Origin of the sequence: Psychrobacter sp. T6-4 (genome assembly GCF_052258425.1) — a bacterium.
Lineage (GTDB): Bacteria > Pseudomonadota > Gammaproteobacteria > Pseudomonadales > Moraxellaceae > Psychrobacter.
Genome location: NZ_JBQQEZ010000006.1, coordinates 135,397 through 149,918, shown reverse-complemented (window position 1 = coordinate 149,918; position 14,522 = coordinate 135,397). Strand labels below are relative to the sequence as shown.

10 protein-coding genes are annotated in these 14,522 nt (G+C 45.2%); 2 read left to right on the top strand and 8 right to left on the bottom strand.

Going from position 1 to position 14,522, the window contains the following annotated elements; translation table 11 throughout:
* Positions 1–304: 304 nt before the first annotated feature.
* From ACTXGE_RS06090 to mutS, 3 genes are all read right to left on the bottom strand, one after another.
* Positions 305–838, bottom strand: coding sequence for an REP-associated tyrosine transposase (locus tag ACTXGE_RS06090; protein ID WP_317199485.1), 534 nt, complete (start codon positions 836–838; stop codon positions 305–307).
* Between the two features lie 216 nt (positions 839–1,054).
* A complete protein-coding gene (gene fdxA, locus ACTXGE_RS06085; RefSeq protein ID WP_317199484.1) occupies positions 1,055–1,378 on the bottom strand; it encodes a ferredoxin FdxA in 324 nt (107 codons plus the stop codon).
* Between the two features lie 95 nt (positions 1,379–1,473).
* Positions 1,474–4,563 (bottom strand): DNA mismatch repair protein MutS, encoded by a 3,090-nt coding sequence (gene mutS, locus ACTXGE_RS06080; RefSeq protein WP_443542399.1) that lies wholly within the window; start codon positions 4,561–4,563, stop codon positions 1,474–1,476.
* Between the two features lie 298 nt (positions 4,564–4,861).
* Between mutS and secA the strand changes: the two genes are divergently transcribed.
* Together secA and ACTXGE_RS06070 are read left to right on the top strand one after the other, a co-directional pair.
* On the top strand, positions 4,862–7,672 hold the full coding sequence (gene secA / locus ACTXGE_RS06075) for a preprotein translocase subunit SecA (RefSeq protein WP_443542400.1): 2,811 nt from the start codon (positions 4,862–4,864) through the stop codon (positions 7,670–7,672).
* 292 nt (positions 7,673–7,964) lie between these two features.
* Positions 7,965–8,495: a hypothetical protein gene (locus tag ACTXGE_RS06070; RefSeq protein WP_443542402.1), complete on the top strand. Its 531-nt coding sequence runs from the start codon at positions 7,965–7,967 to the stop codon at positions 8,493–8,495.
* A 90-nt stretch (positions 8,496–8,585) separates the two neighbouring features.
* Here the strand turns inward: ACTXGE_RS06070 and ACTXGE_RS06065 are convergent, their stop codons facing one another.
* From ACTXGE_RS06065 to ACTXGE_RS06045, 5 genes are all read right to left on the bottom strand, one after another.
* Positions 8,586–9,191: a YsnF/AvaK domain-containing protein gene (locus ACTXGE_RS06065; RefSeq protein ID WP_443542403.1), complete on the bottom strand. Its 606-nt coding sequence runs from the start codon at positions 9,189–9,191 to the stop codon at positions 8,586–8,588.
* A 184-nt stretch (positions 9,192–9,375) separates the two neighbouring features.
* Positions 9,376–10,224, bottom strand: a complete 849-nt coding sequence (locus ACTXGE_RS06060) for a PRC and DUF2382 domain-containing protein (RefSeq protein WP_317200733.1) — start codon at positions 10,222–10,224, stop codon at positions 9,376–9,378.
* A 475-nt stretch (positions 10,225–10,699) separates the two neighbouring features.
* Positions 10,700–11,881 carry a thiolase family protein gene (locus ACTXGE_RS06055; RefSeq protein ID WP_317200734.1) on the bottom strand — a complete coding sequence of 394 codons (1,182 nt, stop codon included), beginning with the start codon at positions 11,879–11,881 and terminating at the stop codon, positions 10,700–10,702.
* A 147-nt stretch (positions 11,882–12,028) separates the two neighbouring features.
* A complete protein-coding gene (locus tag ACTXGE_RS06050) occupies positions 12,029–13,396 on the bottom strand; it encodes a homoserine dehydrogenase (protein ID WP_317200735.1) in 1,368 nt (455 codons plus the stop codon).
* A gap of 146 nt (positions 13,397–13,542) precedes the next feature.
* Complete coding sequence (locus tag ACTXGE_RS06045; RefSeq protein ID WP_443542406.1) at positions 13,543–14,373, bottom strand: thioredoxin fold domain-containing protein; 831 nt, start codon at positions 14,371–14,373, stop codon at positions 13,543–13,545.
* Positions 14,374–14,522 lie beyond the last annotated feature (149 nt).

Genomic DNA, 14,522 nt, shown 5'->3' with positions numbered 1-14,522 from the left:
ATTCGTTGAATGGCGGGTTACGTTTTATAAAAACTCTCGTTCAGAGTTTGGTAAAACTAACCCACCCTACGAAAAACTAACTTTGAAATATATCTGTCGTAGGGTGGGTTAGCGCAAGCGTAACCCGCCTATTAAGTATTATTAAAGGGTAGGTTACACTCTATCGAAATTTTCGTTAAGAATTTGATAAAACTAATCCACCCTACAAAAAATTAACTTTGACAATATAGCTATCGTAGGGTGGGTTAGCAACAGCGTAACCCGCCTTTATTGACGATAACAGGAGTATTTGATAAAGCTTTGGCTATTCTCCAATATCGCTATCATCGAACGCATTTGTAGCCCAATCTTTAGCATACCTCCCTTTTTTTACCTCACGTAAAAAACTAGAATATTCCCAATCAGCGGCACAACTTACTAGCTTGTGTTTGACAGGGTTAAAATGAATATAATCCATATGGTTATTAAAATCTAACTCATCACGTATAGTATGTTCCCAATATCGACGTTGCCAAACGCCAGTTTCTTTACGATTGATGCGACTGATACTGCCCGTCTGCTTTACCGATTGAGGGAGTTGACGACTAAAGTGACTTTTAAAAAGCCTGATACGGGCAGGATAATTATCATCATTGTCAGGCATCGTCCATAGCGCATGGATATGATCAGGCAGTATTACCATGGCTTCACTAGTAAAAGGTAGTTTTGATTGGGTCTTACTATAAGCCTGTCTTAATTCATCGATGTAGTCGGTCAAAAGGCAGCGGCGTCTATCATTTAAACAAAACGTGAAAAAGTAAGTTGCACCGACTTGTCTATTTCTACGATAGTTTTTCATAGATTCTACAAAAAAGTTAATGATAATAAAACAATATCATTACGATCGAAATTTATCTATGTCTATAATTTCATTTTGAATAACGTTTGGCGGGTTACGCTTTGCTAACCCACCCTACAATACAATATGGCTTATCAAAAGTTTCTCAATAAAAAAAGGCTGTAGCAAAAGCCACAGCCTAATGAATACCGAATGGATTATCTATAGCAAAACACGCTATTTTTCAAGATACTGAATCTTGCCTTCAACGCCGTCCCATTTTTCGGCGTCTTCCATTGGCGGCTTCATCTCTGTGATGTTTGGCCACTTTTGTGCCAGCTCAGCGTTAAGCTCAATAAAGACCTCTTGACCCTTAGGTACTTCGTCCTCTGAAAAGATTGCATTGGCAGGACATTCAGGCTCGCATAGCGCGCAGTCAATGCACTCATCAGGATCGATCACCAAAAAGTTAGGACCTTCATAAAAGCAGTCCACCGGGCAGACTTCCACGCAGTCCGTATGTTTACAAAGAATACAATTATCTGCAACGACAAAGGTCATAGGAAATCCTGTTATTGATTCGGCTTAAATAAAGAAGTAAAAGGAAATAAAATAAAGCGTATTTTAGCGCTTTTATCCTCATTTAACAATTGTCTTTAGCGACTACTGCGTTGTTTGAGCTCATAGAGTAAGTCATGTGCTTGTTTGGGCGTGAGGCTATCAGGATCGATCGCATCAAGCTCGTCATAAAGGCTAAATAACTGATTTTGTTGTTGATTGTGCTGAGTTTGATCGTGATTGGGTAAGGGTGCGTCATAAGCGTTATCAAGGTAGCTGCGGGCGCGTTTGTCGGTTACAGACTTAGCTAAGTCATTTTTGTCATCAGCACCTTGAGTGTTGCCTTTAGTGTTGTCAGGCATACTTTGAGAAGAGGGCTTATGAGGCGTCAAGCTATTGGCTAAATAACGTTTGGCATCTTCTAATACTGCCGTAGGAATACCTGCCATCTTGGCCACATGTAATCCAAAGCTGGAGCTGGCAGCGCCCTCGCGGATTTGATGTAATAGCAAAAGCTGCCCATCGACTTCGCTGGCAGCAACATGAACGTTACGAATGCCAGATTGATTGGTATCTTTATGGCTCTCATCACTAGTCTTGCCAGCCTCGATAGCCAATTGCGTCAGCTCAAAATAATGGGTGGCAAATAAGGTCAAACAGCCGATATCCAGCAGCTTATTGACGCAAGCATGAGCAATCGCTAGGCCATCTGTCGTCGCGGTGCCGCGGCCGACTTCATCCATCAGCACTAGTGACTTGTTAGTGGCTTGATTAAGAATAGTCGCGGTTTCGATCATCTCAACCATAAAGGTCGATTTGCCGCCTGCTAGATCATCAGCGGAGCCAATACGAGTAAAGATACGATCAATATCACCGATATACGCGCTTGTGGCGGGTACAAAACTGCCGCAATGCGCAAGGAGTACAATCAGCGCAGTCTGGCGCATATAGGTTGATTTGCCTCCCATGTTGGGCCCAGTGATCATCAGTAATCGCTCAGGATGATCAAAGGTACCAAGCGTACAGTCGTTGGCGACAAAATGGCTGGCTTGTTCCGTACTCGCGCCGTTTTTTTGACTCAGTGCGGCTTCGACGACGACGTGCCGTCCTTGAGAGATATTGATACGGGTTGTATTTTCATTGGTACTGGTTAAGCTTGCATTAGTATCACATTTGCCATCAGGGTTCATGATCGGGCGCTGCCACTGATAAGTTATCGCTAGATGCGCCCAGTTAGTGAGCACATCGAGCTGCGCGATGGCGGCGCTCAGCTGTTGCAGCTCTGGCAAATGCGAGCTCAGCGTTGTGAGCAGGGCTTGATATAGCTGCTTTTCGCGTGCCAGCGCTAAAGTTTGCGCGCTGAGATATTCGGTTTCGAGCGTCTTTAGCTCGTCTGTGATAAAGCGCTCGCTGTTTTTGAGCGTTTGCCTGCGGATAAAATGCGCGGGTGCTTGTAGCGCTTGTACTTTTGGCAACTCAAAATAAAAGCCACTAACTTTGTTATAGCCGACCTTTAGGCTCGGTAGTTTGTTCTCAATACGGGCGCGCGCCACCATGTCATCGAGCGTCGTTTGAATATTGTCATGCAGATGCGTGAGCCTATCGAACTCCTCATCAAAGCCTGCTTTTATCATACCGCCATCACGAATATGAGCGGGCGGCTCTGTAATGATAGCGCGTTCAATCAAGGCTGCAACCTCTTGTACGCTTGGTAGATGTGCGGGCAATTGTTGTATGAGCATAGCGAGCAGACCTGCCTCCTCATGATGAATACTGGCATCACTTAGCAGACCAGTTAGCTCAGCGCTACTGTTGATGCCATCCACTAGCTTACGTAAATCACGCGGCTTGGCACTCATCAAACCAATACGGCTACTGATGCGTTCGATATCGCCAATACTGTTTAATGTCTCACGTAGAGCGATGACGAGAGGTTTTTTAAAGCGTGATTGCTCGGTCGTTCGTTCATTATTAACCAATAGCTTGTCTATGGCCTCAAGGCGCATATTGATACGCGCGTGCTGACGTAGGGGGCGCTTCATCTGCTGCACCAGCAATCTGCGTCCCATCGGTGTTTGACAGTGGTTAAGTACAGATATAAGAGAGGTGCCGTTACTACTGACGGGAGTGAACAGCTCAAGATTTTGTTGGCTGCCTGCATCAATAATCAAATAGTCATCAATGTATTCAACAATGAGCTGGTTGACCTGCGGTACATGGCGCTGCTGCGTTTGCCGAGCATAATGAATGAGCGCCGCGCAGCTGGACTGCGCCAGTGGCGCGTCACCGATGCCCAAACCATCCAAGCTTTGAACCGCAAACTGCTGGCACAAGGTTGCTGGTGCATGTTGCTTATGAAAGTCAGCGGCAGCAACTTCGATAATGGGACAATCAAGGCGTGCGCGCAGCCATGCCAGCCACGTCTCATCGATAGCCTCACTGATGATACATTCGCTGGGTGCAAAACGTGCCAAGATGGTTAGCATCTGTGTTTGTAGCTCATCGAGGTTGTCTTTATCAACATCAATGGTTTGCGTGGTCAATGTTCCAGCCGCTAAGTCCAGTTGACTGATCGCAGCTTGCATAGGCTGAGCGCTGTTCTTTATTTTAGCGATATCGATAGCAACGACCGCTGGCGTATGATTAGGTGCGATGAGGGCGTCATCAGTGATTGTCCCTGCGGTGAGAGTTTTGACTACTTCGCGGCGCATAATGCCGCCGCCTTTGGCCTTATTTTTTTTACTTTTATCACCGACGCTTGGTAGGTTTGATCCACTACTATCTTTTGAGCCATTACTATTTTTTAAGCCCTGACTATCAGCCGCCTCATCAATTTGCTCGCAGACGACGACCGTTTGCCCTGCTGCAATCAGCCGCGCCATATAGCTATCTGCGGCATGAAAAGGCACACCTGCCATGGCAATGGTGTTGCCCGCTTTGTCGGTGCCGCGGCGAGTCAAAGTGATATCTAGTATCTGCGCGGCGCGTTTGGCATCGTCAAAGAATAGCTCATAAAAGTCGCCCATACGGTAGAGGAGGAGCGCATGCGGATACTGGGCTTTCATTGTTAGGTATTGAACCATCATTGGCGTGTGATGCGCCAAATCAAAGACGCTATCCCCTATGATAAGGGGCTCGGTCATGCTTGAATTTGAGTCATTGGTGTGATTAAACGGCGCAGCAGGCATAGCGTATCTCTTAGTTTTGTATTTCTTAATTAAATAGTATTTGTTATATATTGGGCGCTATTTTACCATGACAAGCGCACCTTTCGCGTTGCCAAATCTACGCTCCACCCTTGTATCCATCGTCAGCATAACCATATATAATGACGGCACACTTAATTGGGTGGTACTTATATTGAATCGTACTTAAATTAGGTCGTACTTAGTCAGGCAAAGCATACTCAGGTAAAATTAAGCCAAGTAGCGATAGAGCACCCATTTGTTTGCGCTGATTATCGAATATTTCCATAGGTCAAAAATTATGTTATCAAAGATTGTAGGCAGTGTGGTTGGCACCAAAAATGATCGTGAGCTCAAGCGTATGCGCCGCGTGGTTAGCAAAATAAATGCGCACGAGGCGAGCATTCAAGCCTTGTCTGATGAAGAGCTACAACAAAAAACAGAAGAATTCAAAGCGCGATTTTTGAAGGGTGAGAGCTTAGATGCGCTATTGCCTGAAGCGTTTGCGGTTTGCCGTGAGGCATCCTTACGTATTACAGGTATGCGTCACTATGATGTGCAGCTGATCGGTGGTATCACCTTGCACGAAGGCAAAATCGCTGAGATGAAAACCGGTGAGGGTAAAACCTTAATGGCGACTTTAGCCATTTATCTTAACGGTATTAGTGGTAAAGGCGTGCACGTAGTTACGGTCAACGACTACCTAGCTGCCCGTGATGCCGATTTAAACCGTCCCTTGTTTAATTTTTTGGGTCTAAAAGTTGGCGTCATCTACTCACAGCAGCCGCCGCAAGAAAAGGTCGATGCTTATCAAGCTGATATCACTTATGGTACCAATAACGAATACGGTTTTGACTATCTTCGCGATAACATGGTGTTTAGTCTAGGCGAGAAAAAACAACGTCCGCTCAATTTTTGTATTATCGATGAGATCGATTCTATCTTGATCGATGAGGCGCGTACGCCACTGATTATCTCAGGTCAGGCCGAGGACTCCTCACGCATGTATGCGCTGATCAACACGATTATTCCCGTACTCATTCGCTCAAAAAATGAAGAAGCGAACAAGAACAATGAAGAAGAGGACTTTTGGATTGACGAAAAAAACCGTCAAATTGAGATTAGCGAAAAAGGCTATGAGAAAATTGAGCGCTTTTTAATCGAAGTGGGCGAGCTAGGACCTGAAGAGAGTCTGTATAGTCCAAGTCGTCTGCCGCTGCTCGCGCACGTACAAGCCGCTATTCGCGCCCATCATATCTTTGTCAAAAACGTGCATTACATCGTCGATGAAGGCGAGGTAGTCATCGTTGATGAAAACACGGGGCGTACCATGCCTGGTCGCCGCTGGTCAGAGGGTCTGCATCAAGCGGTAGAGGCCAAAGAAAACGTCGAAATCCAAGCTGAGAACCAAACGCTGGCGACGACGACTTTTCAGAATTTTTTCCGCTTGTATGACAAATTATCTGGTATGACAGGTACCGCTGATACTGAGGCGGCAGAATTTAAATCCACTTACGATCTTGATGTTATCGTTATCCCAACCCATAAGCCGATTGCGCGGGTGGATATGGATGATCAGATATTTTTGACCAAACTGGGTAAGTACCAAGGCATTATCCGTGAGATTAAAGGCATTCAAGAAAAAGGCGCGCCAGTACTGGTCGGTACGGCAACGATTGAGGCCAGTGAAGAGTTGTCCTACTTGCTTGATCAAGAAGGCGTCAAACACAACGTTCTAAACGCCAAGCAGCATGAGCGCGAAGCTGAAATCATCGCGCAGGCAGGTAGTCCTAAGTCGGTCACTATCGCGACCAACATGGCAGGTCGTGGTACTGATATTATCTTGGGCGGTAACTGGCAGTCGTTTATTGAGGACATCGACAACGTCAGCCCTGATGAGATGAAACGTCTAAAAGAGCAGTGGCAGGTCAAGCACGATCAAGTGGTCGCAGCAGGCGGCTTGCACATTGTAGGCTCTGAGCGTCACGAATCACGCCGTATCGATAACCAGCTACGAGGCCGTGCCGGTCGTCAAGGAGATCCTGGCATGTCACGTTTCTTCTTATCGCTTGAGGATGATCTGATGCGTATCTTCGCAGGCGATCGCGTGGTCAACATGATGAAGGCTATGGGCCTCAAAGAAGATGAAGCCATCGAGCATAAGATGGTGTCAAAATCTATTGAAAATGCTCAAGGTAAGGTTGAGAGCCGCGATTTTGATGCGCGTAAAAACTTGCTCAAATACGATGATGTCGCCAATGAGCAGCGTAAGGTTATCTATAGCCAGCGTGATGATTTGCTTGCAGATATGGATTTGCAAGAGGCGATTGAGGCGATGCATTACGACGTGTACAACGCTATGATCAGTCAATTCATTCCGCCAGGCTCTATTGATGATCAGTGGAATATTGACGGGCTTGAGGATGAGCTTGAAGATGAGTTCAAGCTTTATATGCCAATCAATGACTGGCTGGATGAGGATCGCCGCCTTGATGAAGAGGCGTTACGTGAAAAAATCATTCAAACTGCGCTGGATCATTACCGTGGTCGACGCGCGCAAATGGGCGAACAAAGCGCCGCTCAGCTCGAGCGTCATTTTATGCTCCAGAGCCTAGATAAGCACTGGAAAGAGCATTTAACGCAAATGGATCAGCTGCGTAAAGGCATTCACTTGCGTGGTTATGCCCAAAAAAATCCAGAGCAAGAGTATAAGCGAGAATCGTTTGAGCTGTTTCAAATGATGCTAGGGGCGATCAAATCTGAGACTGTACAAGACTTATCACGTGTCCATATCCCAACCAAAGAGGAGCTTGAGGCACTAGAGGCGCAAAAGCGGGCGGACGCTGAACGCATGCAGATGCAGTTTGAGCACGATGACGCAGGCGGCATCGGTGGCGGTGAGCGCAGAGCGACCAATGAGCAAAATCAGGTCAATCAAGGCGCACGCGCCAATGGTCAAATGCGCGTCAATCTAGGCGGTACTGCGGCGGCTAGTGCTGTAAGCGGTGCTGAGGCAGAGCCAAATCCTTACGCAGGTATGAATGTTAGTCGTAACGCGCCTTGTCCTTGCGGCTCAGGTCTCAAATATAAGCAATGTCATGGCAAGATTTGATCGCCCCTTGCTTGGGTGATACGGTCTGTTCAGCTGACATACTCTGATTGTTATTTAAACGAGAGTGCCTGTTTATTAGTGCCCATCATTTCATTAGTGCCTATCATTTTAATAGTGTCTATAGTTTATTAGCTATGGGCATTTTGCGTTTTGCAATAGCTATAAAGTACAAGGATCAAAGAGCGGTCGTGCTTTTGAAACATAATCTTTGTATTTATTACTTACAAATTGCGTATAGGCGTAGATATGCGGACACGCTATAGTATTTAGCATACAAAATCAGGAGCAAATCATGAAGTTTCAGTCATTAAAAAAGAGCCGTACCTCCTTTGTTGTCACAGGTCTATTAGCAGCTATGCTAAGTCTCAGTGCTTGCCAGCAAGATCCTGAGCCTGAACCTAGTTTAGAGGATACTATTAGCGAAGAGCAGGCAGCTCCTATGTCCGCAGAACCTGCTGAGCCAAACGATGCAGTCGTTGCAGATGCTACTTTAAACGAAGTAGAAGGGGATACAGTAGCAACGGTTGATGACAATATCATGCAAAGAACATACCTATGTGCTCCTACGCTAAAGGTTGAAGCGACCTATCTAGAAGAAGACAATCAAGTGGTGTTAGAGACAGACAAGGGCACAGTAACACTAAACAAAACTAATGAAGGCACCAATCCTGAAGCCTATGAAGTTAGTACAGATCTAAGTGGCAATCAGGGTTATACCCAGTGGCGTACTGCTCACCAGACCCGTGAAACCGGTGTGCTGCGCACCAACAGTAGCAGTGATGAAGCGAGCATCGATACTTACGAGTGTAATGACTCTGAATAAAACGAACTATCTTTAACCAATAAAAAAGCAACGTCTCGTTGCTTTTTTTGTGCGCAGGTTTAAATTTGTGCGCAGGTTTAAATAAGTAATTTACGACGACTTATGATTAACACGTGAACTCTCATGCGCCAAAAACCCTTCTTCAGTGACATCTAGCTCTTCATGCTTAAGCTCAACCTGAATATTGTCAGTATGCGTATGAATGGTCTTTTTGACGTCTACTTCTTGGATCGCATAAGTGTCTTTGGTAATCGTTGCCACCTGACGAGAGATTATAATCTCAGTGGGCGCGTCACCGAGCTCCACTTGTGTGCCATTGATCGTAATGACCGCCTTACTATCTAATGAAGGCTCAACGTGGCGCAATATATCTTTGTCATCATAACTGCCTGATAGCAAGTCTTGGCTTTGCGCGTCATGATGTTGGGTCTCGATAGTGATGTACTCTTCAACCAGCTCAATAGGGACATCGATAGTTTTGGTACGAGTGTGCTTAGTCACGGTAACTTTGCCGACATCCAGACGCTCTTTATTGACGACTGGGCGCTCCTCTAAAAGCTCTAAATGTCCAACGCCTTGTCTAACGACTGCATCATCTTGCGTATCTAAAACATCGTTTTGATCTGTGTATTGATCATTTATAGCAGGATCAGCTGCGTCGTTTATTTGTCCAGTTTTGCTATTGTTGTTGTCCATAATCGTAGTCCTTATCGAGTAATAATTTATATCGTCGTTAGTAGTTACTACTATACCTTAGATTTGGTTGTATGCTTTGGCACAAAAAAGGCCAGAGACAAGCTCTGACCTTAATGACTAAGCAAATATACTTAGCTGCTTGTTATTATAGTTTATAACGATAAAACTATAATTATTCTGCGTATTACATGCCACGAGCACGGCGTACATCGTCAGCAGTAACGTCATTGCCTTCGTACAAGTTACCTTTACCGTCTACAACATTACCGTCACGGTCAATGTCTAACTCTTCACGTTGAATAGTCTCAACGATAGTCTCTGTATGACGCTCAGTTGTTTTACCAACGTTAACTTCTTCAGTGACGTACGTCTCTTTACCAACGCGAGCACGCTCAGCTTCTAGCTCTACAGCGATAGTCTCTGTTGTGCCAGTTTCGCCGATACGGCGATCTGTTGGACGATCTACGTTAGTGCGTTCGATATGAGCATGCTCTTCTTCTAGCTCTACGTCAACGTTACGCTCTTCAGTCACAACATGCTTACCGACTTTAACTAGACCTGCTACGATACGATCTTTATTGACTGTCAGACGCTCTTCTAATAGCTCTAGGGTGTCTGGAGCATTGTAAGCCGTTTCATTTATTTCCATACGCTCTTCGGTAGGAATAGTATCTGCAACAAATGCTTGACGGTCTTTCTCGTTTTGCTCTTTATAGCTATACTGATAGTCATGATCATAAACTTCCATAGCTTCAACTTGAGATTTCGTTAAGCTATCGAAAAAGACATCATCACCAACAATACGAGCTAAACCTGCTGGAATTAATACTTCTTTTGAGCTAAACCAGCCGCCTACATCAGCAATTAAGTAGCGAATGCGACCCGTAGTATCTTCTACTAGAGCACCGTCGATTTTACCGATTTTTTCTTCATTGACGCCGTAGGCTGTTTTGCCTGTTGGGTCATAGTAATCATCACCGATGACGTCACGATGAGTTGCTTGGATATCTTGTAAACGAATTAGTTGGCTCATTATTATCTTCCTTTAGTATGAGTGATTAAATTAAAGTGTGCTGATAGCTTTAGTACTAAAATTAGTCATAAGCTAAAAACATCAATATATACCTGCTGTTAATGCTTACCGTTTTATTAAATACGATAATAGCAGTATGGTTTTTCTTATCTTTATTGCTAATTGGCTGATAAATAATGCGATATATTAGATGTACAAATTAACGTAACTCTAATAGGTCAGCCTTTGCATCAACCTGTAAATAGAGTACCAATAGGCCTAAGCTTATGATATATAAATGAAGTAGCAAAGTGTGCACTCAAGGTAAAAGCGTGTAATAGGCTGTAAAAGCTATAACAAGGTTAGGGTATAAATTAACGCTTTTTTACAACAATAGACAAATGCAAGTATTCTGAGGAGTTTGACCACAAAAAACCGCATGAGCTTATAGCCCATGCGGTTTTTAATTTGACATTAAATTTTAAAGTAGCTTACGTTATGCCATTTCGATAGCGACTGCAACAGACTCACCACCGCCAATACATAAAGTAGCGACGCCTTTTTTGCCACCAGTACGTTTTAGAGAATTGATAAGTGTTACTAAAATACGTGCTCCTGATGATCCTACAGGGTGACCAAGTGCACAAGCGCCGCCTTCAATGTTAACCTTGGCATGGTCAAGATTGAACTCGTCCATAGTGGCCATCGTCACCATAGCAAAGGCTTCATTGATCTCCCAAAGATCGACATCTTCAACGCTCCAGCCAGCCTTTGGTAGTAGATTTTTAATTGCGCCGATATTTGCGATAGTAAATTCACTCGGATGGCGTGAGTGAGAAGCGGTCGCTACAATACGAGCTTGAAAGTCTAAACCTTCAGATTGCGCTTGTGACTCTTTCATTAGCACCACAGCTGCCGCACCGTCTGAGATAGAGCTTGAGTTAGCGGCGGTAATCGTACCATCTTTAGCAAAGGCAGGGCGCAAGGTAGGAATACGTTCTGCATTGGCAAGACCTGGCTCTTCATCGGTATCGACCGTTTGCTCGCCTTTACGGGTCTCAAAAGTCACTGGCGTGATCTCATCTTTAAAATGACCGTCTTTAATGGCTGTAAGCGCGCGATTGAGCGATTCAATAGCAAATTCATCCATCTGCTCACGAGTATAGCCTTTCTCATTTGCCATTTCTTGCGCAAAATGTCCCATCAATTTGCCCGTTTCGGCATCTTCTAGGCCATCGATAAAGATATGATCTTTGACTTCTTTATGCCCCATACGATAGCCGCTACGAGATCCAGACATGACATAGGGCGCATTCGTCATTGATTCAAGACCGCCTGCAACTGCAATATCGATACTGCCAGCCTTGATACCATCATGCGCCTGCATGACTGCTTTTAGACCAGATCCACATAGCTTGTTAATAGTAATGGCACCAGTAGCATCAGGTAGACCTGCTTTGCGCATCGCTTGACGAGCAGGGCCTTGACCCAAACCTGCGCTTAGAATACAACCCATGATGACTTCATCAACTTTATCAGGGCTAATACCAGCACGCTCAACCGCCGCTTTGATGACAGCTGCGCCTAGATCTGGAGCGCTTACGTCTTTTAATGCGCCTTGAAAACCGCCCATTGGGGTGCGCGCACCGTTTACAATTACAATCGAGTCATTTGACATTTTATTTATCCTATACTTATATTATTAAAAAAACGGTACCATTATAATGCGTACCGCTTGAGTGTAAATCAAGTAAGCTGACTATCTAGTGGGCTAAATGGTACTGATCTTGACCAAAAGCCTCAGCCACAAAACTAATTTAATTATTTATGATAATTCATCAAGGCGAATACGAACCACTTTATCTGTGATAGATTCAAGCTGTTCTATTTTTTCAATCGCGACGTTCATTTGCGACTCAACGACAGGCAAAGTCAAGATGATAACAGGCACTTGACCTAACTTATGCGCAGGCTTTTGCAAGATAGCATCGATATTGATACCAGCATCACTAAGTATGCGAGTGATATCGGCCAACACGCCTGGGTGATCAAAAGCATGGACACGCAAGTAGTAGCCTGTTGTCATCTGCTCTGCACGTAGTATTGTCGTATCAGAGAGCTGTTCTGGAATAAAGGCCAAATGCGGAACATATTGGCTGTTGTTAGCGCTATTTGAGTCATCATTACTGCCCAAAACGCGTACCAAATCCATAACGTCTGCCATCACCGCAGAGGCTGTCGCGCCTGCGCCTGCGCCATCACCACAGTACAAGGTTTGCCCCAGCGGGTGCGAGTTGACTAGCACGGCATTTTTGACGCCATTGACATTGGCAAGTAAGGCATCTTGTGGAATGAGTGTTGGGTGTACGCGCAGCTCAATACCGGCATTATCTTCATCTGCATTGCCCTGACTTGCATTGTCTTGCTCGCCTGTACGGCGTACTGCAAAACCTAAATGTTTGATACGGTAACCGAGCTCTTCGGCGTAATTAACATCTTGTAAGGTGATACCTGTGATGCCCTCACAGTATACTTTGTCAAACTGTAGCGGAATACCAAAGGCGATGGAGGCAAGTAGCGCCAATTTGTGCGCAGCATCGATACCTTCAACATCAAAGGTCGGATCCGCTTCTGCATAACCTAGTGCTTGTGCTTCTGCTAATACGTCATCAAAGGGGCGGCCCTTATCGCGCATTTCAGTCATAATAAAGTTGCCTGTACCATTGATGATACCTGCAAGCCAATCTACTCTATTAGCGGCGAGCGCCTCGCGCATAACTTTGATAATCGGTATACCGCCTGCGACTGCGGCTTCATAAGCGACATGTACGCCGTTTGCTTCTGCTAAAGCAAAAATCTCGTTGCCGTGTTCTGCGAGCAGCGCCTTGTTAGCGGTCACTACATGCTTGCCGTTTTTGATCGCATGCATAATGACGTCTTTGGCAAGGGTAGTACCGCCGATGAGCTCTATGACGATATCAACATTATCGCTACTAGCGACCGTCATCAGATCAGCATTTTGCGTAATGCTGCTATCTATATCATCACGCTGACGGCGCGTACCGACCTCGGTAATAATAATGTCGCGACCGCTGCGGCGTTTAAGCTCGTTTAGGTTGTCGTTGATTAGGTGGACTACGCCAGTGCCTACAGTCCCTAGGCCAAGTATCGCTAATTTGATGGGTTTACTCACAGTATCCTCAAGAGGTAGGTTTAGGTTATTAAACAGAACTAAATAATGCTACTAAAAAAAGTATTATTTTAGCGCGATTAGCGGCTCTATCGTATCATACCGACGAGCGCTAATAACGCCTATTGTATACCATTTATAGATGATGATTAATTGGCAGCGGCAACCGCTTGCGCTAACTGATCGGCGGGCAAGTAGCCACCCACTTGTTGACCTGATTCGGTAAAGATAGCGGGCGTTCCACGTACGCCAAGTCTTGCGCCAAGTGCCATTTGATCGGCTACAGGGTTAGTACAGCTTGGCGCTTGTACATTAGCGCCCATCTTTGCCTGATTCATTGCCGCTTTGCGATCTTGACTACACCATACAGACTCCATCTTGGGGACTGACTCCTGACTACGCGGCCATGCTAGGTAGCGCACCTCAATACCGCGCGCATTGATATCTGCCATCTCTTCATGTAGCTTGCGGCAATAGCCACAATCAGCGTCAGTAAAAGCATAAACGACAGATTTTGTCTCCCCAGTAGCAGGGAATATAACCATATCTTTTTTATCGACTGCGGCTAATGCCTGTTTTGCTGAATTGGCAATGAGAGCGCCGCTAATGTCGATAGGTTCAGCGCCGCCCACAGCGACAATCTGCCCTTGAATGATATGCTTGCCCGCCTTATCGGTAAAAAATGCTGGCAAGCCTTCAGCTGTCACCCAATAGATGTCGTCCATATCTGTAGGGATAGCCGATATAATAGTGCCTTCAATACCAGAGGTCTGTAAGTTGCTTTGTAGTGCTTGCACGACTGAGGCGTCGCTATCGGTTGCAATAGGCGTTTGACTCTCTTGCGCTTGTGCGCTACTAATGATGCTAGAATTATTAGTAGTATCAGCCGTATTGTTTGAACAACCCGTGATAGCGACTGTCAAAAGCGCCGCCACCATAGCGGCAGGTAGATTTTTTTGAGCAAAAGATTTTTGAGTCATAGATGGCTTAGCTTTGATAAGAGTTGATAAAGAAAATAGGCTCATAGAGATGTCCTGTAGGTCTATAGACCTAGGCGATTAAGTATAAAACAGTCGTAAATAGTTATGAGAACAAGGGGTTGTAGCGATTATTACAGCCGCCCCAGTAC

Coding starts and splice junctions, on each gene's coding strand:
- ACTXGE_RS06090 (WP_317199485.1), bottom strand. CDS start 838: ATGAAAAACTATCGTAGAAATAGACAAGTCGGTGCAACTTACTTTTTC.
- fdxA (WP_317199484.1), bottom strand. CDS start 1,378: ATGACCTTTGTCGTTGCAGATAATTGTATTCTTTGTAAACATACGGAC.
- mutS (WP_443542399.1), bottom strand. CDS start 4,563: ATGCCTGCTGCGCCGTTTAATCACACCAATGACTCAAATTCAAGCATG.
- secA (WP_443542400.1), top strand. CDS start 4,862: ATGTTATCAAAGATTGTAGGCAGTGTGGTTGGCACCAAAAATGATCGT.
- ACTXGE_RS06070 (WP_443542402.1), top strand. CDS start 7,965: ATGAAGTTTCAGTCATTAAAAAAGAGCCGTACCTCCTTTGTTGTCACA.
- ACTXGE_RS06065 (WP_443542403.1), bottom strand. CDS start 9,191: ATGGACAACAACAATAGCAAAACTGGACAAATAAACGACGCAGCTGAT.
- ACTXGE_RS06060 (WP_317200733.1), bottom strand. CDS start 10,224: ATGAGCCAACTAATTCGTTTACAAGATATCCAAGCAACTCATCGTGAC.
- ACTXGE_RS06055 (WP_317200734.1), bottom strand. CDS start 11,881: ATGTCAAATGACTCGATTGTAATTGTAAACGGTGCGCGCACCCCAATG.
- ACTXGE_RS06045 (WP_443542406.1), bottom strand. CDS start 14,373: ATGACTCAAAAATCTTTTGCTCAAAAAAATCTACCTGCCGCTATGGTG.